Origin of the sequence: Rheinheimera pleomorphica, from assembly GCF_011634895.1 — a bacterium.
GTDB lineage: Bacteria > Pseudomonadota > Gammaproteobacteria > Enterobacterales > Alteromonadaceae > Alishewanella > Alishewanella pleomorphica.
The window spans coordinates 718,070-743,141 of the sequence record NZ_SIRR01000003.1 but is presented as its reverse complement, the minus strand read 5'-3'; the positions used below and the strand labels follow the sequence as shown (position 1 = coordinate 743,141).

General features: G+C 54.6%; 22 protein-coding genes. 1 reads left to right on the top strand and 21 read right to left on the bottom strand.

The genetic code is table 11. The annotated features are described in order from the left end of the window. Nucleotides 1-27: 27 nt before the first annotated feature. The 21 genes from EYB30_RS04625 to EYB30_RS04525 form a co-directional block, all read right to left on the bottom strand. A complete protein-coding gene (locus EYB30_RS04625) occupies nt 28-828 on the bottom strand; it encodes a substrate-binding periplasmic protein (protein ID WP_166837569.1) in 801 nt (266 codons plus the stop codon). Between the two features lie 113 nt (nt 829-941). Further along, complete coding sequence (locus EYB30_RS04620) at nt 942-2,519, bottom strand: general secretion pathway protein GspF (protein WP_166837567.1); 1,578 nt, start codon at nt 2,517-2,519, stop codon at nt 942-944. A 10-nt stretch (nt 2,520-2,529) separates the two neighbouring features. Continuing rightward, nucleotides 2,530-4,923: a LamG domain-containing protein gene (locus EYB30_RS04615; RefSeq protein WP_241697965.1), complete on the bottom strand. Its 2,394-nt coding sequence runs from the start codon at nt 4,921-4,923 to the stop codon at nt 2,530-2,532. Nucleotides 4,924-4,959: 36 nt separating this feature from the next. Then, nucleotides 4,960-6,153, bottom strand: coding sequence for a hypothetical protein (locus EYB30_RS04610; RefSeq protein ID WP_166837563.1), 1,194 nt, complete (start codon nt 6,151-6,153; stop codon nt 4,960-4,962). A 17-nt stretch (nt 6,154-6,170) separates the two neighbouring features. Then, complete coding sequence (locus EYB30_RS04605) at nt 6,171-7,106, bottom strand: AgmX/PglI C-terminal domain-containing protein (protein WP_166837561.1); 936 nt, start codon at nt 7,104-7,106, stop codon at nt 6,171-6,173. After that, nucleotides 7,103-7,627: an ExbD/TolR family protein gene (locus EYB30_RS04600; protein ID WP_166837559.1), complete on the bottom strand. Its 525-nt coding sequence runs from the start codon at nt 7,625-7,627 to the stop codon at nt 7,103-7,105. The genes EYB30_RS04605 and EYB30_RS04600 overlap by 4 nt, the downstream gene beginning before the upstream one ends. Continuing rightward, nucleotides 7,624-8,142 (bottom strand): biopolymer transporter ExbD, encoded by a 519-nt coding sequence (locus EYB30_RS04595; protein WP_166837556.1) that lies wholly within the window; start codon nt 8,140-8,142, stop codon nt 7,624-7,626. The genes EYB30_RS04600 and EYB30_RS04595 overlap by 4 nt, the downstream gene beginning before the upstream one ends. Further along, complete coding sequence (locus tag EYB30_RS04590; RefSeq protein WP_166837553.1) at nt 8,126-8,785, bottom strand: MotA/TolQ/ExbB proton channel family protein; 660 nt, start codon at nt 8,783-8,785, stop codon at nt 8,126-8,128. Before EYB30_RS04590 ends, EYB30_RS04595 begins: the two co-directional genes overlap by 17 nt. A gap of 13 nt (nt 8,786-8,798) precedes the next feature. Further along, a complete protein-coding gene (locus tag EYB30_RS04585; RefSeq protein ID WP_166837550.1) occupies nt 8,799-9,104 on the bottom strand; it encodes a hypothetical protein in 306 nt (101 codons plus the stop codon). Then, nucleotides 9,088-9,717 carry a tetratricopeptide repeat protein gene (locus tag EYB30_RS04580; protein WP_166837547.1) on the bottom strand — a complete coding sequence of 210 codons (630 nt, stop codon included), beginning with the start codon at nt 9,715-9,717 and terminating at the stop codon, nt 9,088-9,090. The genes EYB30_RS04585 and EYB30_RS04580 overlap by 17 nt, the downstream gene beginning before the upstream one ends. Beyond that, complete coding sequence (locus EYB30_RS04575) at nt 9,704-12,547, bottom strand: tetratricopeptide repeat protein (RefSeq protein WP_166837544.1); 2,844 nt, start codon at nt 12,545-12,547, stop codon at nt 9,704-9,706. The genes EYB30_RS04580 and EYB30_RS04575 overlap by 14 nt, the downstream gene beginning before the upstream one ends. Further along, nucleotides 12,544-14,421: a coiled-coil domain-containing protein gene (locus tag EYB30_RS04570; protein WP_166837541.1), complete on the bottom strand. Its 1,878-nt coding sequence runs from the start codon at nt 14,419-14,421 to the stop codon at nt 12,544-12,546. Before EYB30_RS04570 ends, EYB30_RS04575 begins: the two co-directional genes overlap by 4 nt. Then, on the bottom strand, nt 14,406-14,915 hold the full coding sequence (locus EYB30_RS04565) for an AraC family transcriptional regulator (RefSeq protein WP_166837538.1): 510 nt from the start codon (nt 14,913-14,915) through the stop codon (nt 14,406-14,408). Before EYB30_RS04565 ends, EYB30_RS04570 begins: the two co-directional genes overlap by 16 nt. Nucleotides 14,916-14,927: 12 nt before the next feature. After that, nucleotides 14,928-16,055: a DUF3570 domain-containing protein gene (locus tag EYB30_RS04560; RefSeq protein ID WP_241697964.1), complete on the bottom strand. Its 1,128-nt coding sequence runs from the start codon at nt 16,053-16,055 to the stop codon at nt 14,928-14,930. After that, nucleotides 16,042-16,263: a DUF4266 domain-containing protein gene (locus EYB30_RS04555; RefSeq protein WP_241697963.1), complete on the bottom strand. Its 222-nt coding sequence runs from the start codon at nt 16,261-16,263 to the stop codon at nt 16,042-16,044. Before EYB30_RS04555 ends, EYB30_RS04560 begins: the two co-directional genes overlap by 14 nt. Beyond that, nucleotides 16,256-16,729 carry a TlpA disulfide reductase family protein gene (locus tag EYB30_RS04550; protein WP_166837528.1) on the bottom strand — a complete coding sequence of 158 codons (474 nt, stop codon included), beginning with the start codon at nt 16,727-16,729 and terminating at the stop codon, nt 16,256-16,258. The genes EYB30_RS04555 and EYB30_RS04550 overlap by 8 nt, the downstream gene beginning before the upstream one ends. Nucleotides 16,730-16,758: 29 nt before the next feature. Beyond that, on the bottom strand, nt 16,759-17,373 hold the full coding sequence (locus EYB30_RS04545) for an outer membrane beta-barrel domain-containing protein (RefSeq protein ID WP_166837524.1): 615 nt from the start codon (nt 17,371-17,373) through the stop codon (nt 16,759-16,761). Next, nucleotides 17,343-18,065: an SH3 domain-containing protein gene (locus EYB30_RS04540; protein WP_166837522.1), complete on the bottom strand. Its 723-nt coding sequence runs from the start codon at nt 18,063-18,065 to the stop codon at nt 17,343-17,345. Before EYB30_RS04540 ends, EYB30_RS04545 begins: the two co-directional genes overlap by 31 nt. Continuing rightward, nucleotides 18,066-20,681, bottom strand: coding sequence for an HzsA-related protein (locus EYB30_RS04535; protein WP_166837520.1), 2,616 nt, complete (start codon nt 20,679-20,681; stop codon nt 18,066-18,068). A 160-nt stretch (nt 20,682-20,841) separates the two neighbouring features. Next, nucleotides 20,842-21,885 (bottom strand): recombinase RecA, encoded by a 1,044-nt coding sequence (recA, locus tag EYB30_RS04530; protein ID WP_166837518.1) that lies wholly within the window; start codon nt 21,883-21,885, stop codon nt 20,842-20,844. 62 nt (nt 21,886-21,947) lie between these two features. After that, on the bottom strand, nt 21,948-22,448 hold the full coding sequence (locus EYB30_RS04525) for a CinA family protein (protein ID WP_166837516.1): 501 nt from the start codon (nt 22,446-22,448) through the stop codon (nt 21,948-21,950). Nucleotides 22,449-22,480: 32 nt separating this feature from the next. Between EYB30_RS04525 and mutS the strand changes: the two genes are divergently transcribed. Further along, nucleotides 22,481-25,054, top strand: a complete 2,574-nt coding sequence (gene mutS / locus EYB30_RS04520; protein ID WP_166837514.1) for a DNA mismatch repair protein MutS — start codon at nt 22,481-22,483, stop codon at nt 25,052-25,054. The last annotated feature ends 18 nt before the right edge of the window (nt 25,055-25,072 follow it).

Genomic DNA, 25,072 nt, shown 5'->3' with positions numbered 1-25,072 from the left:
CCTGATCAAAGCGCTAGCCTGGCCTGACTAGGGCGCCAGCCTGGGTTGCGGCGCGGGTAAGGTAAACTGATATTCGTCCAGTTGATAAGGCTGCATCACCTGCAGCAAACTGCCATTGTCATACAACTTCTGCCAGGCTACGGCTAAGGCCGCAAGCTGCTGCGCATTAAAGGTATTTAAGTTAAAACCAAAATAGACCGGGCTTTGAAATACCTGAAACAGCGGTTGATAGTTTGCTGTTGGCAGGCTGGCGCGTTTTTTCCAATAATGGTAGGCAGCAATATCTTCCAGTACGCCATGCACCCGGCCATTGAGCAGCAAAGCCTGCTTATCCTCATTGCCTCGAATAAAGACAAAACGGGTACGGTTGTTGGCGTCATTTAAAATGCTGTCCAGCTCATCACCGTAATAAGCGCCGTTAAGCAAGGCGATAATGCCGGGCGTGCCACTGCGCTTGAGTTCAGACAAATCAGTAAGACCGGGAAAGGCCTGCGGTATCCCCACAAGATAAATCACTTCCTGATGGTGTGGGCCAATAAAGGCAAACTGGCGGCTGCGCTCGGGGTTATAGGTAAGATGTGTTACCACATCTAACTGCCCCTGCTCCATCAGCTTTAACGCCCTAAGCCAGGGGCTGTGAATAAACTCCAGCTGGCAGCCCATCTCAGTTGCCAGGGCGGAGAGTAAATCAACGTTCAAGCCGCGCCAACTGTTGCCGTGTTGCATAATGTAAGGCGCAAAACTGGTTTCAATCCCGATACGCCAGGTACAGCTTATTGCCGGTGTACTCAGGCTAAAACAAAACAGCAGAGCAAGCAGTCGTTTCATCGCGTCTCACATTCGCCGGCAAACATAAATCAACTATATACGCAGCCATGCCAACTTGCCTATTGCCACGGCAAAAATTCTGCTGTCGCACAGCGCCGGCTGCTCATTCCCCCTCAGAGAATAGGAGCAAAGGCGGTAAGCCGGTCCAGGCTGGCGGCATTACCTAAACCGTGAAACGGTGCCACCTCAGCCAGGCGCCCCTGCTCGCCGTGCAGCGCCAGATAATTTAGCAGCACCGTCTGCACCAGCAAATTCACGTTATTGGCTGCCATTGACGAGCCGGTTTCCACCGACGCATCCGGCCGCATAAAGCCGATTTGCTGATGCCGGGCCTGTTCATCGCTACTGCCACCGAGCAATGCCGGCCGACCATTTGGACTGTATACCAACATAAACGAGGCGGCAGTAGACGAGTTATCCCCTGTCCACTCACCCTTGCCGCGGCCGGCTTCTGAATCATCAATGCGGCCATTACTGGCCACCGAGCCGTCACTGTAGACATAGATCATCAGCGGCTGGTTCATCCGGGCCGCATACTCCAGGCAAGCGCCAATGCAGCGCCCGGCGCGCAAGTCACGCAGTTCGCCGGTGCCGCGCTCGCCGGTATGGTAGTCATAACCGCCAATAGTGATTGAACCGGCACCGGCAAAGCCATTAACCACCAGTTTCATCACTGACGCCGTTTTACGAAACTCAGCATCGCCGTTAAATTCTGTCGCACTGAAAATACCCGCTGCGCCGACAATATCCGGATCGGCCGCCGGATCCAGCGTTGCCGGGTTACCAAAACGGTCAGCTAAATCGGCACTTTTCACATAACCGCAGCGCAGCAGCTCTTTTATCACCGCATCGCGATTAATATTGCTATTCACCCGGCCCAGCTTACTGTCACTAATACGCTGCACCGACTCCATCACCGCCACCGCATCACTCTGGTTTAACAAACCAAATAAATCCCCCACATCCACTAAACCGGTCACATCGCTGGGCCGGTCAATTTTTGTTGGCCTAAGCTCCGGATTATAAAACTCCATTGGTGTCATAGAGTTAGCACCAGAGTCGGAATTACGTGAACCAATAAGCGGCATTAACGAGCCACTGGCACCGGCTTTGGCTATCGCATACATAGGATTATGCGGATTATTGCCGGTGTCATTTTCCGAGCGCGATGGCAGTACAGCACCATTGGTCATGGCCTGGGTGGCCAGGCTGGTGCGCTCTAAAATGCCGGCCAGCATTTGCGAGTCACTGTGAAACGCCAGCCCCAGCTGATCATTAATAAAGCCAGCCGCCGGATCAGCGCCGTTCACCGCCTGCGGCACCATGTCGGCCGGCAAACCCAGTTTGCTGTAACCTTGTACCGATAAAAAGTCGCGTTGGCCACCCGCACCACCGACCAGCACATTAGAGCCGGCAATATTGGCCCCGCCGGCTAAATCAAAGCAAATAAACGGAATTTTACCGGCGCCCTGTACGTTAATACCGCACAGCTGTTTTAGCGCTTCTAAGTCTGGTGATAGCTGAGCATGCGCGGTGCCGGGGTTGGCAAACAAACCAAATACCGAGCCGGTGGTCAGTACCGCGGCGCCGTAGCTCAAACCACAGGCGATAAAGTCACGCCGGCTTACCGGTTTGCTGTGACAGGCGTGCAGCAGCGGACTGTCCGGATGCAAAGGTTTTGCTCGTTTCATACAATGTCTCCTACTGCAACAGCAGTTCAGCACTGGCCAGTACAGCGGTGCAGGCCGCTTTGGCAATGGTAAGGCTGCGGTCATTACTGCAACTGCCGCCACAGTTACTTAAGCGGCTGATCAGCGCATCCAATTCAGTTTCAACCTCAGTGCGCACAGCTGAGGTGCCAGGTGCCAGTGGCATTAACCTGTCCAGTAGCGGCCCGACAAACAGTGGGCGGTTTGCCTGGCTGTAGGTCGTTGCCGGCGCGGCGCCAAAATCGACTGCAGCGAACCAGCTCTGGCGAATATCGGTGTCACTTATCGCCGCATTACAATAAGCAATCCCCAACTGGGTAATGGCCATTTGCTGGGCCGACACAAAGGTGTCTATGGTGTCGGCGGCCGGCAGCTGACGCTGTATGGTCTGATACACCGTAGCGACATTGTCATGCTGCTGAGGCACACCGGTCAGCGCACTCATACTGGCATGAATTTCTGCAAAGGTTCTAAGCCCGATATCACTGCTTTGGCTATTGCTGGCAATAATTTGCTGCACAGGCACCGCACTGTCGCTGCGCACATGGCTAAATTCACCGATACGGCCGAAAGACAAAAAGAACTCATCGCCCTCAGCACCCAGTTCTGTGGCAATAATAGTACCTTGCTCAGACAGCACCGCCGCGGCGCTTAGATCTGTACCGGCAGCCAAGTCAAACTGTTGACTGATCCAGGCCTGACCGGTAACCACTTCCTTACCATTGATGCCCAGTGCCATACCACTGATCTGGACCGGCTGCGGCAAACTGCGGCCTTCAAGGTTAATCAGATAGGGCGCATTAAACAGGTATGAATAATTATCAAACTGCGCCACTTCAAACACGATGTAGCTGTCGGGCAGATTAATCAAGTCACCGATGCCAAACAGCAGGTAAAACTTCTGGCCAACCCCCACGTCGTAGTTTTGCTGAATTTGCGCCGCCGTTAAGGCCTTGTTGTGTACCGCCAAAAGCCGCACAGTGCCCTGCCACTGCCGGTTGCCATTGGCTTCATTGCCCAGGATCAGCGCATAGCTGTCATCCCAGTTACGTATTGCGCTGGCCGCTTCACGCACACCGGTGTCGACACCGTTAACAAAGATACGCCGGCCATTCACCGGATCCTGCGTCAGCACCACATGCTGTAATGTCGCTTGCAACACTTCATCGGCATCTGCTGTACTCAGTGCCGGCATACCTGCGAAATCGCTATTGTCCGAGCGCAGTAAGAAATCGTAATTGTATTGAGTCTGCCCCAGAGTGATATTGCGCTCAGTACTGCTACCGGCGTAGCTGACAATGGCGGCAGGCCCTTCCTGTGTCACGTTAGCCGGCACTACCCAGGCTTCCAGCGTCAGTTCGCCGGTGGCGCTGATCAGCTGCGCCAGCTTGGCACTGTTTTGCGTACTGGCCTGCGCCCGGCCAGCGTTAATCTGCAGCCCCCAGCCCGTGACCCAATTGATATCGCCCTGCAAACTTAAATTGGCTGCCGGTTCAACACCAGACGTATCATAGGCAATAACACCGCTGCCGGTTTTAAACTGATAAAACGCGATCTGGCTGGCTTCAAAGCGGCCACCGCTGGAGGCCACGACGCCATCCTCCAGCCGCAGTGCTTTAGACACCACCAGCGCCGGGTCAAGCTCGGTTAAGGCCACATTATCAGCTATCTGAGTAATGGCGCTGAGCATGGCGTCGGCGTTGGCCGCACAATCTGACCAGCAATTGTGAAACTCGCCACCTAAACGGGCGACAAAGCGCGACAGCTCGGGCGAGTCGAGATTAATCAGTTTACGGCTGGCATCGTAGGCCACAGCCAGCTCGCTGTCGGCAAAGAACGGTGACTGAGTTTGACTGGCATCAGCCGCATGGCAATTAACACAATATTGTCGCAGCAGCGGATACACAGTACCGGCAAACAGCGCCGGGTCGTCTGGCAGCGCCTTACTAGCCCCGGGCTCACGCAATGGTGGCGCTACCAGGGTAACAGTGGCCGCTGCAGTGTCGCTGCTATTGGCCCAGTTTCGCAGCCATTGTGCCATGGTGTCAGCACAGGCACTGTCGCTGGCCTGCCAGCAGTTATGGCCGCCAGACAGCTTGGTCACTAACAGCGACTGCGCCGGATCGCTCAGATTAACCAGCGGTGTGGCCGCCGCATACGCCAGATTAATATCATCATTGCGGGCAAAGTACGGCGCCGTATTGCCTTGTACATGGCAGGCACCGCAGCGGTTAGTACTGGCAATATTATCCCACAGCGTCAGCTTAAATAACTGAATATCCTCAGTTTGTGGGGCTGGCCCGCTGTAGTTGGTGGTGTCTTCCTGCACTGGCGGCGGTGGGTTTTGCTCCGTTTCAGCACCACCACAACCCCCTAACAGGAACATGAATACCAACAGCGGGAGTGCGAGCTTTTGCATATGTTAATCTCCCATACAATAAGTGGCGGTGTCAGCAAACACCTGTTTCAGCTTGTAACCACCGGCCACGAAACTGTCGGTAACGTTATGTAAAGTCGTCACATCGGTCAGGCTTTCTGGCTCGCGCAAACAGACGGTACGAAACACCTTTTTTACCTGGCACTGCGCAAAAGCGGTGCTGTTGGCCAGTTCCTGGCCCAGACTTTTTGCACCACTGCCCTGGCCTGGCAGACTGTTGTCCCAGCCCAGCGCTTGATTTTGTCCCTGGCGCCAGTAATTTACCCAGTTGTCATCCGGGGTGCGAAAACCGTAAGGAAAGCTGCCGGCGTTAATATGGTATTTCGGCTGCACCCGGCTTTGGGTCAGCTCGTTCTGGGTACCGCTTTGCTGATAAAAAATACGGCCATTGCTGCCATCTTCATCGCTAAACTGATAATCGTAATAGGCAAAGGCCTGTGCCAGCGGGTCCATACCCGCGTGGCAACCAACACAACGGTTATTAAAGATGCGGCTATCGCCGCCCGGGCTGCGGCTGACATCCTGACGAATGCGATCGGTTGGCCGGCTGATATCCTGCAGTGGTTCAAGATCAGTGCACAGCTGACTCATTAGCGTAAAGCGCAGCATGGCACGGTTGGTACCCAGATAAAAAAACGCCTTGGCCGCCGCCCGGCTGGTCATCACGCCAGCGCTGGCATCAGCCGGAATGCCATTTAAACTGCTTTGCGCTCTGGGTTCCAGGTACTGTGCCAAATCTACGCCCTGTTGCTCCAGTGCCAGATAATGCGCATTGTTATCACTTTGATACGGTGGTAAGCCTAAGCTGTCGGCACCCACATACAGGATGTCGGTTTGCAGCAGTTGGCGAAAATCCACCTCATCCCGTACCAGACCAATGACGGTGGCGCTATAGTCATTCAGCGCTTCAAACACGTCCAAATCGCGGTTGGTCGCCGGTGCAGCGAACAGCTTCAGCGTGGTACGGTAAAAGTCGGGATGCTGCATAGCAATAGCGGCTGCCCCGCTGGCATTACCCGCCGCAATCAGTGCCTGCATCTGGTTTAACGTCGCGGCATCGGCTGGCACGCCAGCCAAGCGATCGTGCAAGCGCTTGGCCTGCTCCAGCGTGCCTGCCTGCGCACTTTGGCCAAGTAGCAGCGCCAGCGTCATGCTGGCAGCGGTGATCAGATTACGCATTGTGATATACCTCCGGTTTAGCCCGGTAAAAATTCCACCGTCCACTGCGAACGGGTTAACGCCACCGCCTCAGCACCAAAATTCACCGAGCGTAAGCGCAGTGTCAGCTGGCGCTCCAACTTGCTGTCATTTAACTCACTGCGCACTATGCTTACCTCAGCCAGGCTGCCATCCGGGTTAATCACCAGCTCAAACACCACCTTACCTTTTAGCAAGGGGTTAGCGCGCAGCGCCCGGCTGTACAAGGTGTACAAACTGCTTTTATTGGCTTCCAGCACGCGGCGGATAGCGGCTTCAGAGCGGCCCTGGCCGCCGCTACTATCAGCACTGCTGCGACGGCTTTGCTGCTCAGGCCGCCCGGTGGACGATAACCCTTTCAGCTCGGTTTCTGCCAATGCAACACTGCCGGTATCCTGTAGCTCAGAGCGGGCAATATCACCGGCAACCGCAGCCGCTTCAGCCGTCGCAAAGCGCTGTTGCGCAGCGTTACGTAGCACCTTACGCTCTACCTGCGTTGCCTGCTGCTGACCACGACTTTTCACCTGCGGCGCGGTGTTGTTGAGCTGAAAACTTTGCCGCAGCGCGGCTAAATCATCACGCATCGCCATTAAACCGGCCTGCTCGGCTTGCTGGCGGGCCTGCTGCGGATCAGGCTTAACCGGTTCAGCGACCGCCGCCACCGGCTCTGGTTTAGGCTCAGGTTTAACCGGTTCAACAATTTGCTCGGGCTGAGGTTCAGGCTCTGGGGGCGGCGGCGCCTTACGCTGCTCCAGCATTACCCTGGCCAGGGTTGGCGGCAACTGCTCCTGCAGCTGGCGGCTAGGCTCGGGTACTTTAAGCGCCGGCACCAACACAGCAAACAGCAACCATATGGCAAAGCCAAGCCACAGCAGCTGATAAAAGCGTTTATCTTCTGTTTGCCAGCTGTGCTGGCTTACTACCGCCGTCGTCATGGTGCCTCCGGCTTGGCCGGTGCCAGCGCTTCCACCGCCAGTGACAAGTCGCGGTACTCAGTGGCTGCACAAATGGCCATCAGCTGGCGCAGCAAACCATAGGGTGTGGCCGCATCACCTAAGATAGTCAGCGGCCGGCCCACAGCTTGCTGCGCCTCATCAAGTGCACCGGCGCGGCTTGCCAGGTAATTTAACTCAGCAGTTAGTGCTTGCGTTAACTGCGGCAGCCACAAGCTGCTGTCTTGTTGCCAATCGCCCTGCCATACCGGCTTGCCCTGCACCAGCACACCGTTGGCGGTAATGGTTAACATCACTTTTTCCGTCGGCAATTGTTCTGATATCGAACGGGGCAAACTGATATCCTTATTACTTTGCAACACTTTAACTTCGGACTGATTTACCATCAGAAAAAACACCAGTATGGTAAAAATATCCATCAGCGCGACCAGGTTTAATTTGCTGGCCTGCGCCAGCCGCTGATTCTGCCGCTCTAACCGCTTAGCGCGAAATGACATCTTCATTCTGTCGCCTCCGGCTGCGGTAACTGCCCCAGGGCTATTTGCGGAAACAGCTCGGCGTCGACGACCTGAGCGGCAACCACGGCTTTAAACGAACGCACGGTATCCATCGCCGTCACCAGCGTCTGATAGTCCAGCTCGTCGGGCGCCAGTATAGTGATATCCTGTTTATCAATATTCTGCTGCTGAAACGTTAGCTTTAAGTCCTGCAAATACAGGCTCAGACCGGCAAAATCCAGGGTGCCCTGCGCGGTCAGTGCAAACACTCTTAAGGGTTCACCGGCCGGATAATTCAGCCGCAAGCGGTCCGGGTGAATTTCCAACTCCAGTTGCTGCGGTTGTTGCTGCTCCTGCTGCAGCTGCTGCTCACTTACTGGCGGCAGCTGGATATTCAGCACCCGAATTTGTGCAAACACCAGGCTTAACAACAGCACCGGTACCAGTACGATCATCAGGTTCATAAAAGACGTGATATCAAGCTCGGCATCGGCCTGTATTGCTTTACGCCGCTTTATCATCCGGGCCACCATCTGCTTGTTTGGCGATACTGTTCATCAGCTTAATGCCCACCATTTCCATGGTATCGATAATGCTGGCCGTTTTACCCTGCAATAGCGCATGCACAAACACCAGCGGAATAGCAGTGATAAGGCCAAATGCCGTGGTGTTCATCGCCACTGAGATACTGGATGACAGCAAACTGGCTTTTTCTGACGGGTCGGCATTGGCCACGGCCGAGAACGCGGCAATTAATCCCATAATGGTACCCAGCAAGCCCAGCAACGTTGCGACATTGGCCAGGGTTGCCAGAAAAGGGGTGCGTTTTTGCAAACGCAAGCTGTACTCCAGCACCACTTCTTCCATGGCGTATTCCATATCTTCACGCCGTTGCGAAGAGCGCAGCCGGTGTACACCGCTGGCCAGCATTGCCAGTAGCGGTGCGGTGCTGCTCTGGGCCAGCTGCAAAATACGGCTGCTGTCTGCCTGGGCTACTGCTGTTTGCACCTGCTGCATTGCCCGCTGGTTCACGCCATACACTGAGCGCAGAAACCACCAGCGTTCAACGGCGATCACTATGCCCAGCACCAGGATAAAGGCGATAGGATAAATAAAGACACCGCCTTCCTGTAAAAACCGTACTATGCCGTTTAACAACTCCATGAAAAGTATCCTCTTATTGCTCTTTTGGGTTAATTGATTGAGTTTGCACTGTTACTGTATTGCCCTGCTGCAAGGCGATAAAACGTAAAAACTGTTGCCGGTCTAACGGCGACAATACGGTTTGTTGCTGTGCCAGCGGTTGGCCCGGAATACGGATCACACTGACCGGACTTTGCCAGGGTAAAATATAAATGGTCTTTGGCTGCTCCTGGTTGCCACTGATGGTACTTTCGATCTGTACCGACTGGCTTTGTTGTGCCAGCACCATGCTGCTGCATAATAAGGCCGCCGCTGATATCGCGTTAATGTTCCGCATCATGCTGCTCCAGTTGTTGTTGCAACAACGCCAGCCAGACTTTGGCCTGCTCGTCCTGCGTTAAGCTAAAATACTGTTGATAATGATAGTGCGCCTGTAGCAGCTGCCCCAGGTACAGCTCGTACAAAAATGCCAGATTTTTGTGCGCGATAGCGTAACCGGCGTCAGCCTGCAAGGCGCGCTGAAAATGCCGCTCAGCCTGGCGGAAATGGCCTTGCTGGCGTGCCAGCACACCGGCCAGGTTATGCGCCGGCGCGTAATGGCCGGCCACGGCCACCAGCTGCGCCAACGTTTGCTGCGCCTGCTCTGCCTCGCCGTTTTGCCACTGTGCCAGCGCCAGGTTGTAACCAATACCCGCCGCCTGTGGCAGTGCGTTATACAAACTGGTTAACTGCGTCGCTGCCGCGCTGAAATCGCCCTGTTGCAGCGCCTGTTTGGCCTGAGCAAACTGTTGCTGCTGCACATCGCTAAGCGTGGGCAAACTTTGTTGCTGAGGCTCGGCAACCGCTTGTTGCGCCGCTATAACCGCAGGGCCAGCCGGTGCAGGCAACAACTGGCTGCAGCCGGACACGCCTGCCCACAGCGCTAACAACAGCAAACGACTAATAGGCGGCATCGGCTACCCCACTGTAAGCTTCGGTTTTGTCAAATTTGGCCGGCAATAGCAGCGACAACCGCTGAAAACTTTGCGCAATCCAGCTGTCCCACACTTGCTGTTGTGTCAGGCGGGTATTTTGCTGGTAAATGGCAATCGCCTGTTCTTCAAACGGATAAGCCTGCTCTTCCAGCAGTAGCTCATATTCCTCCAGCGCCAGCTCATCCAGACCTTTAGGCCGGTCTGAGGCTAAGATAGCCGCCGCCATGTGTTGATACAGCTGTGCCACGCGAAACTGGGCTTCACTGAGTGAACCGGCAATGCCATATTGCATGCTGTGCTCATAGCGTTTGATGGCTGCTGCCATATGCTGGCGTTTTTTCTGCAGGCTCTGCGCCAGCGGGTGCGCCAGCCGCACGGCGTCAAACAAGCTGCTTTCATGCCGCCCCAGCTCCAGCAATGCCTGGGCCGCCAGTTGTTGCGTGCGCTGATTACCGTCGCTGGCAAATTGCTGCTCAAAGGCCGCTATTTTGTCGCGCCAAAAATTTTGCCGGTACAGATCGCCGCGGCTCTGATACAGCTGCACCAACTGGTAACGTGCTTCCTGCGCTAACAGATGCGGTTGATGAAAACGATTGGCATAGCTGCGCCAGGCCGCCACGGCCTGGTCAGACAAACCGGCTCGCTGATAATACTGCGCCGCCAGATACAGCGCTTCTCGCTGCTCTGCAGGCGCTGTTGCTGCGCCGGCCAGCCGGCTTAACTCGGCCGCAGCCTTATCCCACTGTTCGGCCTGTTCGTAGCTGTCTAACAGCTGAGCTTTCGCCGCTATGCCGCGCTCAGTGTGTGGATAGCGCTGAATAAAGCGCTGCAGTAACGAAATAGCAGCAGTCCAGTTTTGCGCGCTACGCAACAGGCTGATTTGCTGATATGCCGCAGCTTCGTGGTAAGCGGAATCGGGCAGCTGCGTTAACAGACGCTGCAAATGCTGCTGCACCTGGTCCATACTGGCATCTGCCTGTTGTGCCTGCTGGTAAATGCTGGAGGCCAGCTGCTCTGTCAACAAGCTGCGCCTTGTGTTATCCAGGGGCTGGGCCAGCAATAGCATGATACTTTGCTCGGCAGCAGCATAGTGCTGTAATGCTAACTCGCTTTGACTATGCAGAAACTGCGCTTCGCGCACCAGCTCGGCCTGGCTTTGTGCCGCGTGCGGCCATTGCGTTACAGTGCTGCTGTGTGCCAGCACCGCATAATAATCCTGCTCGCTGTAGCGCTGCTGTAGTTGTTGCAACGCCACTTGCTGCGCTGACGGATGAGCACTGTGCGTCGCAACAAAATCGCTTTGCTGTTGCCATAGCCGCAGCGCATTGCGCTCAGTTAAACCTGCCAGTTCTGCACTGAGTAATAACGCCTTATAGGCCGCATCCTGCGCAGTAAATAAGCTGGCATCGGTCAGCTGCGGGCCATAGCCAAGCTCAGTATACAGTGCCAGCGCCTGCTCTGGCAGCGCCGCCCCGGCGTAAGATTCTGCCAGCAGATAACGGATATCGTCGACGGCATAACCTGCAGCGCCGGCTTGCTGCAATGATGGCCACTGCAATATTGTCAGCATGTCCTGCCACAGGCCGGCAGCGGTGTTAAAGGACTCTGCTGCCGTCGCCGCTGGTTGCGCAATCGCTGCGGCGTAATGTTTACGGGCAAAGTAATCCAGGTACTGCAACAGCTGTGGCTGCACTTCGGCCAGTGCGTCATGCCCGGCGCGTTGCCAGAAAGCAGATTGCGGGCCAAACAAGTCAATATAGTGCTGCTGCGCTATCAGTGCCTGCTCAGCATCAGCATTGGCTAAATGCTGCTGAATAATGTGCAGCTGAAAACGGGCGGCCGTCAGAGTATGCGGATAATCAGCAATAAACAGCCGGTAAGTGTCCAGGCTGGCCGTCATCAAGTCTTTCGCCGCCAGAAATTCGGCCAGGCCCTGATACAGTTCAGACAGCAGCGCTAACGGCCGCTCACCAGGCTGGTAGCGTACCCGCTGTAGCAAGGCTTGCAGGCTTTTGCCCTGTTGCTGATAACTTAACGAAATACTTAAGGTGCGCAGCACTTCTTCGCGCAGGCTTTGTTGAGCTTGTTGCTGCTCAGTGAGCAATAACTCGGTGTAACTTTGATCCAGTACCTGTAAAAACTGCTCATCGGCCTGCTCAAACTGTTGCAGCTTAAAATAGCTCCAGCCCGCCATATAACGGGCATGTTGCGCCAGCGCCACATCTGCCGCGGTTAATACCGCCAGAAAGGCGGGTAAGGCCGCGTCGTAATCGCCCAGGCTATAGTGAATATCCGCCTTACGAAACCAGGCTTCAGCGGCAAAATCAGAGTCAGGATACTGTTGCAACAGGCTATCTAACTGCTGCAGACAGGCGTGTTGCTGACCCAATAAATCATAACTGCGCGCTAACTGATAGCGGATCAGCTCATTGTTCGGATCAGTCGGGTACTCCTGCAGCAACTGCTGATAACGCTGCACCAGTTGTTGCAGGGCGGCTTGCTCTTGCGCCACCGGCAAGTCTTGCCTCTCCAGCTGATTAGTGTGCATTTGCGACAAGCGGTACAGAATTTTCTGCCGGGTTTGTGGTGCAGGCTGCAGCGCCAGAATTTGCTGATACAAGCTGTCCAGTTGTTGCTCGCTCACCGGCGGTGTCGTGCTGAGCATGCTGCGGTCGAATGCCGGCAGATCGGCAAGCCTGGGCCGTACAGTTTGCGGGCCCGGGCTGCTGCAGCCTAACATCAGGCTGCAACACAAGGCCACAGCAGTTAAGGGGCGCGGACAATGAAGCGGATAGCACCAATGTTTCATTGCCCCTCCGCCATCTTTGCACTGTCACTGTCGGCCAGCAACAATACTCTTTCCATTACCCGCGCCATCGCCTCTTTATTGTGGCGCTGTAACTGCGTCAGGCTGGCCAGTTGTTGTTGCCGCAACTGCTGCAACTGCTGATTCAGTCTGGCCAGCAGCTGTTGCTGCTGGCTTAGCAATGCCAGGTTGAGTTGTTGCTGCTGTTCGTTTAACACTGCTAAACGTTGACGCACTGCGGTTAAGCGTGGGCTTTGGTTGCCCTGACGGTTTAAGGTGTGTAGTTGTTGTTGCAGCGTTGCCAGCTTAGCGTCTGTCGCCGTTAATTGCTGCTGGCGTTGCCAGCGCCGCTCTGCCGCCGTGTCGCTGTATTGCCAGTGCAACAAACCGCGTAGCCGGGCCAGGCGCTTGGCATAGTCAGCGCCTTGCTGCGCATCTGCGGGTAGACGGCTAAAACGCTGCTCGGCGTTTTCTAACCGGCTCAGCTGCTGGTAGGCCTCGCCCTGCCATAGGCTAAGCGCCATAGGTTGCTGCTCTGCCGTGGCGATTTGCTGTTGTACCGCGTTAAATTGCTGCGTTAATGTCTGCGCCCTCGCCGTCAGCTGCGGCAGCTGGGTGCTAAGTAAATCTTGTTGCTGTACCAGTTTAAACGTGGTTACCTCGGTCAGCCGTGCCAGCCGCTGCTGCCGTTCAGGTGCGTTGGCCAGCTGATACTGCAACGCCAGGATATCTTGTTGCAACCGGTACAGGTTATTGTCATTTGCCAATTGCAATTGTTGCCAGGGTGCTAAGCCGTGTTGCAACTGGCTAACCTGCAGTGGCCTGGCTTGTTGGTTAATTAATTCCGTCTGTTGCTGATAATACTGCTCAGCCCAGTGATAAGCCCCAAGCGCATCGTGCAGCTGTGCTGCACGCTCCAGCTGTTCACCGATACGGCTGGCTGCCTGCCAGGCTGTTAAGCTAAACGGCTGCTGTTTAATTTGCTGCTGCAGTACGGCTAATAATGCCGGAATGTGGCGCTGCTGCGTCAGAATATGGCTGTACAGCTGTAATGCGGTATCACTGAGTACACTGTCGGCAGCAAAATTGGCCAAAATGGCATCCGCGGCCGCCAGCTCCTGCCGCTCGATATGCAACTGTGCCTGCAGCAACGCCAGATAATCCTGCAGTGCCGTTTGCTCCTGTGCCGGATAGACAAAACCGTCGGGTTTGGTTAATAACCGCCACTGACCACTAAACAGCAACGACCAAAAACCCTGCTGCTGAGGCACGGCTAACTGGTTTTGCAGTTGCGCCAGCCAGTGCAGTGCCAGATCAGTCTGACCGGATTTCGCCAGCACTAACGCCTGATTACTGACAATGTATGGCATTTCACTCTGTCTGGCTAACAGGGCAAACTGCGGCGTCTCAGGCAGGGCGATATCCGGCCATTTGACCAGTTGGCTTAGCAGTTGCTGCTCGCCGAGCCACTGCTGATCGATGCCAATATTCACTTGTGCCAGGTAGTGCTGTGCCTGGGGTTTGTTACCGGTTTCCAGTTGATAGCGGGCAAATTGCAGTAAGGCGGCGTTACGCAGCGCCAGAGGCAAGGCCGACGCGCCTTCATTTCCCGCAGTTAACAACTGCTGCAGCAGATAGGCTGCCCGTTGCGGCATACCCAGCTGCAGATATAAGCCGGCTTCCAGCAGCTGAGTGCGGGCATCCTGCTCTGGTGCCAGCTGCAGGCGCTCCAGCGCCTGCTCTGGCTGCTGCAAATAAAATGACCACGCGGCCAGGCGATAGTGTTTGTCACTGAGCGTTGTCTGCGCCGATGCTGCCACCCAGGGCAATGGCAGCATCAGCGTCAGCAACAGCAAAGGCTTTAGTCGTTTGACCATGGCTGCACGACAAAATCAGGTTGGTAGTCACTGCTGCGATCATTAATCTGCAGCTCCAGCAAAACAGCGTCTTCAGCTTTGGTAAAGGGGTAACTGACCGCGCGGCGATAGTCACGGTTATCCGGCCCCTTGCCAACGAACACGGCCGTCAACTGATGCTCTCCGGCTTTAATATTTCCTTTGTACAACGGGTGAATGGCGCCGCGTTTCAGCGCACTCCATTGCTGTGTGGTATACAAGTGGGCATTGATGGGCTTGTGGTTCAACAGCAGTTCAACGCTGTCGAGCTGAAAAAACTGTCCGCTGTCAACCGAAACAAAAACCGCCAGTTGCGTTTGTGGTGGAAACAATAATTCTTCTTCCAGCAAAAACAGCTCGCGATTAAGCTCGATCACCTGTTGTTTCAGCTGCTCCAATTGATCAGCTGCCGGCACAGTGTTGGCATTGGCCAGCATACTCAGCCACAATATTCCGGTTAAAAATAGCGTTCTCATTATTAAATCCTGCTAAAAGTAAAGGCTGAAAAACGCCCGTATCACGTTAGCATCCAGCCGGTATAAGGGCTCCAGCCCAGGTTCAGCATCGGTTATCGTGACATTGCGAAAATTATGGTAATTAAAACGAATATGATCCCATTGCAGGTTCAGCTCGGGTTTGGCGTCCGGCCAGAATGCCCAGCTCGGCAATAAATAACTGGCGCCAACGCCCAGGGTCAGGTTGTTAAATTCACTTAGCTCTTTATCGCGCGCCATAAAGTTTTGCTGGTTGGCAAAGTCAAACAGATCGCGATAAAACTCTGCCTGGCCCTGCTGATACCAGCGCAGTTTGGCATCCAATGTCCAGCTCGCGCTTAGCGGGTGCACATAGTCCAGTTCAGCGTCAAAGGCGCGGATATCCCAACTGTCCTGGTAATGCCTGAGGTTCAGGCTCAGCGCAGCGCGATACGGCAAGTACACTTTGTTTACCAGCGAAACCGCCACCGCATTGCGGGTATTCGGATACACTTCACTTTGGTAACCGTAGCCCAGTGGTTGGCTGGCATCCCGAAAGCGTACACTGCGATACGGGTTATTTAAGAAACCCTGGTCCAGGTCAACCTGCATATTCAGCGCCGCTATCCAGCGGCTGCTAAGCACCTGAGTCCAGCCCAGTTTATAATTGTTCCGTTTAACATCGGCGCTAAAACTGGCATCACCATTGCGCCCGACGCTGTCATCGCCCAAACCGGCCTCAAGGCTAAGCGTCGTCATACCGCCAAAAGTATCGTGCGCTATGGCAAAAGACATGGATTTGGCGTTGTAATCATCTTCGTCACTCTGGGCATAATTCAGGCTGAGGATACTGTTGCCGGCCAGATAATCGACCCCCAGCCGTTTTTCATGCCGCGACTCGGTATATGCCGAGGCGGTAGCCTGCACGTCAATAGAGGCGCCGGATACGGTATCAACATAATAATAGGCCGACAGCGACACCGACTGGCCGACCTTTTTGCGCAGCATCAGCGCCGGGCCATCAATAGACACACCACCGCCCTGATAACCGTGGTACATCAGATCAACCCTGTCCTGCGGCAATACCGCGGCCTGCGCCGCCGCGCTAAGCAATAGCAATAACAGCAGCCTAGTTACAGCCACAACCGCCTCCGCCACTGCCATTGGCGCCCTTGGCCGCCTCACGGGAATCCTGCACATGCACGATATGTTGCAACGCCACCGGATGGCGGCCAAAGGCCATAATAGGATCAGCCAGTTTGTCACGCTCATAAGGTTTTACCCAGGGTTCAAGGCTGGCACAGCCTGACAGCGCCAGTGACAACAGGCAAAGTGCCCGGCCCTTATTCACGCAGCAAACCTTTAATATCGTTTTCATACTTTTTCTCATACCCGGGTTGATAACCACGGTGCACGCTGCGTACGCTACCATTTTTGTCAACAATGACAGTGGTTGGCATCGCCGCCACCTGATATGCCTCTGATACGCTGTTATCGACATCAAATAACACCGGAAAGCCTACCTGCACCTTGGCTAAGTACGCCTTAGCTGCGGCGCTGTCGTTTTCCACATTTACCCCCCACACCTGTACGCCCAGCATGCGGTATTTCTGCGCCAGTTTATCCAGCGCCGGCATTTCCTGAATACAAGGGCCGCACCAGCTGGCCCAGAAGTTAATCAGCATAATGTCGCCGCGCTGCTCGGCTAAGCGCAGGTTAGTGCCATCCAGTGCTTTTAGTGTGAAATCCGGCGCTGAGGCTGCGGCCAACGGTGCGCCCCATAGCGCCAGTAACAAACCGATAATACAAAACTTCATATGATCTCCTGTATTTTGCGACAACAGCACTAAAAATAGACCGCTAATCCCAGCGCCAGACTGAGATTATGGGTGGTTTTACTGCGCGCCAGTATGGTGGTTTCAAAAATATAGTCGCTAAAGGTGAGCTCTAGCGCCAGCCAGTCCGTGGCGTAAAGCCTAAACTGGCTGCCCAGATGCAGCGCAAATACCTTGTCGCCGGCAAAGTCGACGTTACCACCACCGGCAAACACGGCCAGGCCGCTGTTTAGCGCATAGTCGCGGTTTAAAAACACCTCACCGGGTAACACCACATACCCCAGATGCGCGCCGTAATAGTGCCATTTACGCTGTTCATCGGTTAGCAGTGGTGCGGCGCCACTGAGTTCTTCAAACGAGGTACGGCCTGCCTTTGCCATCGCATACTCGGCGCTGAGATAAAAATCTTCGTTAATCTGATAACTCAACTGCAGCGCACCGAGCGCGCTACTGCCAAAGTCTTCAATGCTCAGCACCCCCGCTCGCACGCCCAGCAGCCAGTTCTCGCTATCTAGCACATCTTCACTGATCAGATTGCGCTCAATTTCTGGCTCTACTTGCTGCGCCTGCAGCAGCAGCGGCGTTAAACCAAGTATTAAAAGAATACGCTGAAGCCAAGTTTCCATGTGTCTATCTCTTCGTTGTCATTGCGATCGGTGACGATCACGCTACGCCGGTAACCGGCGCGGGCGATAAAATTGCGGCTGACATAATAACGCAAGCCAAGTTCGGTACTGGCCAGGGCATTGTTACGATCCGGGGTTTGTACCAACACAGTGCGCGGCGTCGTGCGTAGCACCCCAGCACCGATGCCAAAATAGGGCGATAAATGCCAGTGTGGCATCGGGCTTAAATAAACACTTAACTCTGCCGACACATTGTCGGCTTGCTCACCATTGGCCTGCCCCAGCGCCAGCTCAGTGTGGACAAACTCGCTGAATAAATACGCCACCGACAACTGATAAAAACTGCTGCCGTTAAAATCACCGAACATCGCGCCCAGTTCAAACCGGCGCTGTTGATAGTCATCCAGCCGGTTATCGCTGATACTAAAATGCTGTTGCTCAGCACTAACCAGCGCCGCCAGATCTGCGCGCGCCAGCCAGTAACGTTGTTGTTTAAACACCACCTGCACCCAATCCGTCCTTTTACTCAGCAGCGTTAACGGCTCACCTTTGAGCGCCACCTGCAAGATCGGGTATCCCCGGCCCGGGCCGGAATGCAGATTCACAAAGTCTGTGTTAACGCGAACGCTGATGTCGTCGGCGCCAACAGACAGACTGACTATCGTCAATAGCAGCAGTATTAAGCCTCTCATCTACTGCTCCGGCACCGCGAAGGGCGAGTTGTAATACTGGGCACCAATGTCCAGCCAGTCGGTCAGCAGCTTTAACTCGGCCGCCGTTAAATCGCCCTGATGGCTGCCACCGGCAGTAAACAAACGGAAAAAAACCTCACTTTGTAACGCACTACCGGCAGTTAAGCTTGCCGGCACTGTCACTGTAACCATCAGCGGTATCGGTTGGCCATTGTCATCCAATACCAGATTGCCGTCCTCATCGGTGACAAATAACAGATTGCCGTCGGCATCACGGGCCTGCACCAGGCGATCAACCAACACGCCACCAACCAGCTCTTGTTCGTTATCTGCGCTTAACAATTCGCGATAACTGCGATAATGCTCTGCCTGTAAGTCTGATGGCTCGGCGTCCAGCTCCAGCTGGGCCACCGGTAGCCGCGGATTGCCATCAGCATCGCTGCGACTGTGGCAGCTGACGCACGTTCTGTCGGCAATCAGTTCGTTTGTCTGTGCATCAAACTGACGCCGATCTGCGCTCCATAACGGCTGAATATGGCTGGGGTAATCTATTCGTAGCCGGCAACTGGCCAACCATTGTTCAAAGCAGGCTACGCCTTCTGGTTGTGCTGTCGTTAAATCCTGCAAACTCAGGTTAATGGCCGGATCTGGCGCGCGCCGGGCCGGATCGGTCCAGATATCCAGATAAACCAGCGCTTCAGCCAACTCAGGGATGCCATTTAACCTGGCGGCGGTTTGCGCCATGGTTTCTCCGGGCTCGGCAACCAGTTGAGGGTTAGTATTGCTAAAGGGGCCTACCGCAGTAGCGCCGGCATTGGCCGGCTCAGCCTCACCCGCGCCATCCACTCTGCCGTGGGGTGCTGTACTGTCTGCGCTGTGACAACCGTTGCAGCTACGTGTTTCACCGGGGCGTAGCGTAAGCCATTGCTGGTGCAACGGTGAAACCGCCTGCCCTTGTGCATTAAGCAGCGCCAGGTTAAACGGCACATTTGCCGGCACTTTTACCAGCACCGAGCCATCGGGTTCAACCGCGACGGTGCCCAGGATCTCGCGCATTAACTGGCGCCGGCTAACCCCAAAGGCAAAATCTGGTGTATCCAGCACTTCTTCCGGTGGCATTGGCACGCCACGCACCAAACGTAAAAACCGCACCGGCCGCTCACTGGCGCTCGTTTGCATCGGATCGGCTAACTGGCTTAGCCCGACACTGCTGTTGCCGGCAAAGTCATACACGCTGCGAATATGCAAGATGGCTGCATTGTCGCTGGCCAGTGTGCTGTCTAATAGCGGGTTTGTTGGCAAAAAGGCTGACTGCGGGGAAGCTTGCAACACCACCGGCTCAGTCACCAGCAGGCCATCCCGGCCCGGGCGCACCGGTACCTGGGTCTGCAGCTGCGTATCAAATAACCACAAGCCGTACAGTGGCTGCGCCAATTCCAACTCACTGCTGTCTGCGGCCTGAGCACAACTTAACACTACATTGTCTTGCACCAATCGGCACGGGGACCAGCTTACCAGGTAGCGGCCGCTGCCATCTTTTAGCGGACTATAGCTATTAATGGCACCGGCGCGCTCAGTGCGGCCGGTGTTGTCAAAAGCCCAGGGAAACAGCGGCGTTTGCGCCGGCTCATTCAAGGTTTCACCGGCCAGCGCCTGGGTATTATCACTGGCCAGCGTCAGTGCCACGCGTTGTGGCCAGCTGTTGTAATAAGGTGCATCAGTGCTGCTCAGCGCCAAAGACACGCTGCCATCAGCCAGCACTATCGCTTTGGTAAATTCAACCGCGGATTGCTCTGCGCCGCTGTTGTGCGAGTGCCAGCCGTATACCAGCTGATTTTCGCTGCCATCCGGGCGCATCTGATACCAGTTAAACATGGCGCGATCGCTTTGATTATCCCAGCGACTGTATAAAATATGGCCATCTTCCAGCACCACCGGGTACAGATCATGGCTCAGGTTAAAACTTAGCTGCTCTATAGCGCTGCCATCTGCGTTCATCACATGCAGGTTAAACGCCGGTGCATTCAGATCTTCGTCCAGCGCGGTATATTGCGGTTTAAATTCATCCAGCAGGATTTGTCGCGACGTGGTTTGCCGGCTAGAGCTAAATATGATCCGGCCATCGGGCAAAAACGCCGGGGTGATATCATGCCCCCGCTGCGCTAATTGCGCATCGGCAATAACCGGGCTGACGGTCTGGCTGGCGACATCGTAACGCCACAGATCCCATTTCGGCTGCAGCTCATCCGGCACGTTATCCAGCGCTGGTGCGCGCAAAGCAAACAGCAAGATCATACCATCGGGTGATACCACCAGGTCTTTAACATCATATAAGGCGTCATCGGCAAACAAGCCGGCTGTTAATTCAGTTTCTGCCGACTCGGCAAAAGCGTTCTGCTTCAATAACAGGCGGGCACCGGGGTTAAAAGCGGTCGGATCCGTCAGGCTGGTGCGATAGGGTTCTTCTTCATTGATTAACAGTGGCCGCTCTACAAAGGCCAGGGCGATTTCCTGCACCACAGGATCGACAGTTTCTTCCTGCACACTGATATCAGCCTTGCAGCCAAGCAGCGCAAAACAAACCGTAAAAAAGGATAGCCTTGTTATTATTATCATTATTTTACACCGGCTAGCGTTATCCGCAGGCTTATATTCACAGGAGCCGCCACACTGGCGATGCCCACAGCTTATCGCTGCCATCACAACAGAGCAAGCTAAAAATTATTACAAAAAAAGCCAGCATAAGCTGGCTTTATTAACCTTAGATGAACAGCGTTTATAAGTCGGCTTCAAACGCCTCAGGAATGCTCTCTTCTATCGGCTTTTCACCCGGTTTCAGTAACAGACGGGCGCGCAGTTCCTTTTCAATCTCATCGGCAATTGGCTGATTATCAGCTAAAAACTTCATTGCATTGGCCTTACCCTGACCAATCTTGTTGCCCTGATACGCATACCAGGCACCGGCTTTATCCACTAAGCCCTGGGCTACACCTAAATCAATCAGCTCGCCCAGCTTATTAATGCCAGCGCCGTACTGAATAATAAACTCTGCCTGTTTAAACGGTGGCGCCACTTTGTTTTTCACTACCTTAACCCGGGTTTCATTACCGGTGATCTCATCACCTTCTTTTACCGAGCCAATACGGCGGATATCCAGCCGCACTGAGGCGTAGAACTTCAGCGCATTACCGCCGGTGGTGGTTTCCGGGTTACCGAACATAACACCGATCTTCATACGGATCTGGTTGATAAAGATACACAGCGTGTTAGAGCGTTTAATATTGGCCGTTAACTTACGCAGTGCCTGCGACATTAACCGCGCCTGCAAGCCCATATGGCTGTCGCCCATGTCACCTTCAATTTCCGCTTTGGGCGTCAGTGCCGCAACCGAGTCGACAATCACCACATCTACCGCAGCTGAGCGCACCAACATGTCGCAAATTTCCAGTGCCTGCTCACCGGTATCCGGCTGAGATACCAGTAACTGGTCGACATTCACGCCAAGCTTTTTCGCATAAACCGGATCCAGCGCGTGCTCAGCATCGATAAAGGCACAGGTCTTACCGGCTTTTTGCGCTTCGGCAATGACTTGTAATGTAAGGGTGGTTTTACCTGATGATTCAGGGCCGTATATTTCTACAATGCGGCCATAAGGTAAGCCGCCGATGCCAAGGGCAATATCTAAGCCGAGTGAGCCGGTAGATACTGCAGCAATATCCAGCGCTGTACTGTCACCCAAACGCATAATTGAGCCTTTACCAAACTGGCGTTCAATCTGGCCTAAAGCGGCGCTAAGCGCTTTTTGTTTATTGTCGTCCATTTTTATATCCATGGTTGAGCCGGGGATGCCGGACAATTAACACTGTATGCTCGTACAGTAGTCTAGTTTGCTAACGCTGTCAACAGCTCGATGCTTTGTTTCAGGGCGTAATCTATCGCTTGCTGACGAATTTGCGCGCGATCACCGGCAAACACCAGCTGGCTGCTGGCCAGGTTGCCATTCAGACAAAAACCAAAACAGACAGTGCCTACCGGTTTATACACCGAGCCACCATCAGGCCCGGCAATGCCTGATACCGCTATGGCCATATCCGCATTAGCGGCTTTGGCGGCGCCCTGCGCCATTTCACGTACCGTTTCTTCGCTAACAGCGCCAAATTGCAATAAGGTAGCACTGCGTACAGCCAGCAGTTGTTGCTTGGCTTTATTGCTGTAAGTAATAAAGCCACGGTCGACATAAGCCGAACTGCCAGGCACAGCGGTTAGCCAATAGGCAATACCGCCACCGGTACAGGATTCAGCAGTGGTGATACTGTACTTTTTCCGTAATAATAGCTGGCCTAATTCTGTCGCCAGCTGCAGGCTGTCTGCTGCGACCGTCATATTTTATCCAACAGAGAATACAGAACGCCATTATGCCGTCACAGACGAAAACGGAGCAAGCCTTAAGCGCACATACCCCGATGATGCAGCAATATTTGGGATTAAAAGCCGAACATCCGGATATTTTACTGTTTTACCGGATGGGCGATTTTTACGAGTTATTTTTTGATGATGCAAAACGTGCCTCGGCGTTATTAGATATCTCGCTGACCAAGCGCGGCCAAAGTGCCGGCACCCCTATTCCGATGGCGGGTGTGCCTTATCATGCCGTTGAGGGCTATTTAGCCCGTCTGGTGCAATTGGGTGAGTCAGTCGCTATTTGCGAGCAAATCGGCGATCCGGCGACCAGTAAAGGGCCGGTTGAACGTAAAGTGGTACGCATTGTTACCCCCGGCACGGTAACCGATGAGGCCTTGCTGAATGAACGGCAGGACAATTTGCTGTGTGCCATTGCTCAGTTACGTGGTCAGTACGGCCTGGCGCAGCTGGATATCAGCAGCGGCCGTTTTTTACTGAATCAGGTAGATAACAGTGACGATTTAGCCGCCTTGCTACAGCGGTTAAACCCGGCAGAACTGCTCTATCCGGAAGACTTTACCGACCTTAATCTGGTCGAAAAACGCAAAGGCGCGCGCCGTCGCCCCATGTGGGAGTTTGAACAAGCCACCGCCAAACGTTTGCTATGCCAGCAGTTTGCCACTAAAGATTTGCTCAGTTTTGGCGTCGAAGACGCGCCGGTGGCATTAATGGCCGCCGGCTGCGTGATGCAGTACGTTAAAGACACTCAGCGCGCTGCCTTGCCGCATATTCGCGCCATTGCGCTCGAGCGTAGTCAGGATAATATCGTGCTGGACGCCGCTACCCGGCGCAATCTGGAACTGACGCAAAATTTAGCCGGTAACTACGAACATACTCTGGCCGCTGTGCTGGACCGCAGCCAAACTGCCATGGGCTCGCGCCTGCTAAAACGTTGGATCCATGCCCCGCTACGGGATCAGGCACAGGTTAATGCCCGCTTAGATGCCGTTGCCGAATTAGACAGTCACTATGACACCCTGCAGCCGCTGCTAAAACAGATTGGTGATATAGAGCGGGTCATTGCCCGCTTAGCACTGAGAAGCGCCAGACCGCGCGACTTTGCCCGTTTGCGTCAGGCGTTACAGCAATTGCCGCAGCTGACACCGCAGCTTGGTCTATTGCAAAGCAGTTTGCTGCAGCAGATCAGCCGCTCGGCCGCGCCCTTGCCCGACTTGTGTCAACTGTTAGAACGCGCCATTGTCGACACTCCACCCGTACTTATTCGCGACGGCGGTGTTATAGCGCCGGGCTATGATGCCGAGCTGGATCAGTGGCGGGCCTTATCGCAAGGGGCAACCGATTATTTAGAGCAACTGGAGCTGCGCGAACGTGAGCGTACTGGCATAGCGTCGTTAAAGGTCGGCTTTAACCGCGTGCATGGCTACTATATTGAAACGGGCCGCAGCGCTGATACGAAAGTACCGCCGGAATATGTGCGCCGCCAGACCCTTAAAAATAACGAGCGCTATATCATTCCGGAGTTAAAAGAATACGAAGACAAAGTACTGGGCAGCCAGAGCAAAGCCTTAGCGCTGGAAAAACAGTTATATGAACAGCTGTTTGACTTAACGGCGCCCCATCTGGCGATGCTACAGCAGCTGGCGCAAGCGCTGGCCGAACTGGATGTGCTATGTAACTTTAGCGAGCGCGCCGACAGCTTAAACTACAGCCGGCCGCAACTTAGCGCCACGACCGGCATCGAGCTGGAACAAGGCCGCCACCCAGTTGTCGAGCAGGTGCTGAGTGAGCCCTTTATTGCCAACCCGCTAAGTTTAACCAGCAACAGGCGGATGCTGATGATCACCGGCCCCAATATGGGCGGTAAATCCACCTATATGCGCCAAACTGCCCTTATCGTGCTGATGGCCTATATTGGTTGCTTTGTGCCGGCCGATAAGGCCATTATTGGCCCGGTCGATCGCATTTTTACCCGTATTGGTGCCTCAGACGATTTGGCCTCCGGCCGCTCAACCTTTATGGTAGAAATGACCGAAACCGCCACCATTTTGCACCATGCCACTGAGCACAGCCTGGTGCTGATGGACGAAATAGGCCGCGGGACCAGCACCTTTGATGGCTTAAGTTTAGCCTGGGCCTGCGCTGACTATCTGGCCAGCAAGATTAAAGCCTTAACCTTGTTTGCCACACATTACTTTGAGCTGACAGAACTGGCAGAGCAACTGCCCAACCTGGCCAATGTGCATCTGGATGCGGTAGAGCATGGCGACGATATCGTATTTATGCACCATGTACAGGAAGGCGCTGCCAGCAAAAGCTTTGGCTTGCAGGTCGCTCAGCTGGCAGGTGTACCGAAAGCCGTTATTAAGCACGCACGGCATAAACTGAGTGAACTGGAACAGCACAGCAACAGCGCAGCAGCAAAGCCAGCTCCTGTCGCCGCGCAACCACAGCTAAGCCTGCTGGACGCCGAACACCCGGTAGTAGCGCAGCTGCGCGATATAAACCCGGACGACTTAAGCGCCCGTCAGGCGCTGGAGCTGTTGTACAAATTGAAACAAGAGCTGTAGTTTAATGCCACGAACCGG

What these genes read in the sequence shown, in the direction of transcription:
- EYB30_RS04525 (WP_166837516.1), bottom strand. Translation starts at nt 22,448, where the DNA reads ATGACGGTCGCAGCAGACAGCCTGCAGCTGGCGACAGAATTAGGCCAG.
- EYB30_RS04625 (WP_166837569.1), bottom strand. Translation starts at nt 828, where the DNA reads ATGAAACGACTGCTTGCTCTGCTGTTTTGTTTTAGCCTGAGTACACCG.
- EYB30_RS04540 (WP_166837522.1), bottom strand. Translation starts at nt 18,065, where the DNA reads ATGAGAGGCTTAATACTGCTGCTATTGACGATAGTCAGTCTGTCTGTT.
- EYB30_RS04620 (WP_166837567.1), bottom strand. Translation starts at nt 2,519, where the DNA reads ATGAAACGAGCAAAACCTTTGCATCCGGACAGTCCGCTGCTGCACGCC.
- EYB30_RS04550 (WP_166837528.1), bottom strand. Translation starts at nt 16,729, where the DNA reads ATGAAGTTTTGTATTATCGGTTTGTTACTGGCGCTATGGGGCGCACCG.
- EYB30_RS04590 (WP_166837553.1), bottom strand. Translation starts at nt 8,785, where the DNA reads ATGGAGTTGTTAAACGGCATAGTACGGTTTTTACAGGAAGGCGGTGTC.
- EYB30_RS04605 (WP_166837561.1), bottom strand. Translation starts at nt 7,106, where the DNA reads ATGACGACGGCGGTAGTAAGCCAGCACAGCTGGCAAACAGAAGATAAA.
- EYB30_RS04570 (WP_166837541.1), bottom strand. Translation starts at nt 14,421, where the DNA reads ATGGTCAAACGACTAAAGCCTTTGCTGTTGCTGACGCTGATGCTGCCA.
- EYB30_RS04600 (WP_166837559.1), bottom strand. Translation starts at nt 7,627, where the DNA reads ATGAAGATGTCATTTCGCGCTAAGCGGTTAGAGCGGCAGAATCAGCGG.
- EYB30_RS04565 (WP_166837538.1), bottom strand. Translation starts at nt 14,915, where the DNA reads ATGAGAACGCTATTTTTAACCGGAATATTGTGGCTGAGTATGCTGGCC.
- mutS (WP_166837514.1), top strand. Translation starts at nt 22,481, where the DNA reads ATGCCGTCACAGACGAAAACGGAGCAAGCCTTAAGCGCACATACCCCG.
- EYB30_RS04595 (WP_166837556.1), bottom strand. Translation starts at nt 8,142, where the DNA reads ATGATAAAGCGGCGTAAAGCAATACAGGCCGATGCCGAGCTTGATATC.
- EYB30_RS04585 (WP_166837550.1), bottom strand. Translation starts at nt 9,104, where the DNA reads ATGATGCGGAACATTAACGCGATATCAGCGGCGGCCTTATTATGCAGC.
- EYB30_RS04575 (WP_166837544.1), bottom strand. Translation starts at nt 12,547, where the DNA reads ATGAAACATTGGTGCTATCCGCTTCATTGTCCGCGCCCCTTAACTGCT.
- EYB30_RS04610 (WP_166837563.1), bottom strand. Translation starts at nt 6,153, where the DNA reads ATGCGTAATCTGATCACCGCTGCCAGCATGACGCTGGCGCTGCTACTT.
- EYB30_RS04615 (WP_241697965.1), bottom strand. Translation starts at nt 4,923, where the DNA reads ATGTTCCTGTTAGGGGGTTGTGGTGGTGCTGAAACGGAGCAAAACCCA.
- recA (WP_166837518.1), bottom strand. Translation starts at nt 21,885, where the DNA reads ATGGACGACAATAAACAAAAAGCGCTTAGCGCCGCTTTAGGCCAGATT.
- EYB30_RS04545 (WP_166837524.1), bottom strand. Translation starts at nt 17,373, where the DNA reads ATGGAAACTTGGCTTCAGCGTATTCTTTTAATACTTGGTTTAACGCCG.
- EYB30_RS04535 (WP_166837520.1), bottom strand. Translation starts at nt 20,681, where the DNA reads ATGATAATAATAACAAGGCTATCCTTTTTTACGGTTTGTTTTGCGCTG.
- EYB30_RS04580 (WP_166837547.1), bottom strand. Translation starts at nt 9,717, where the DNA reads ATGCCGCCTATTAGTCGTTTGCTGTTGTTAGCGCTGTGGGCAGGCGTG.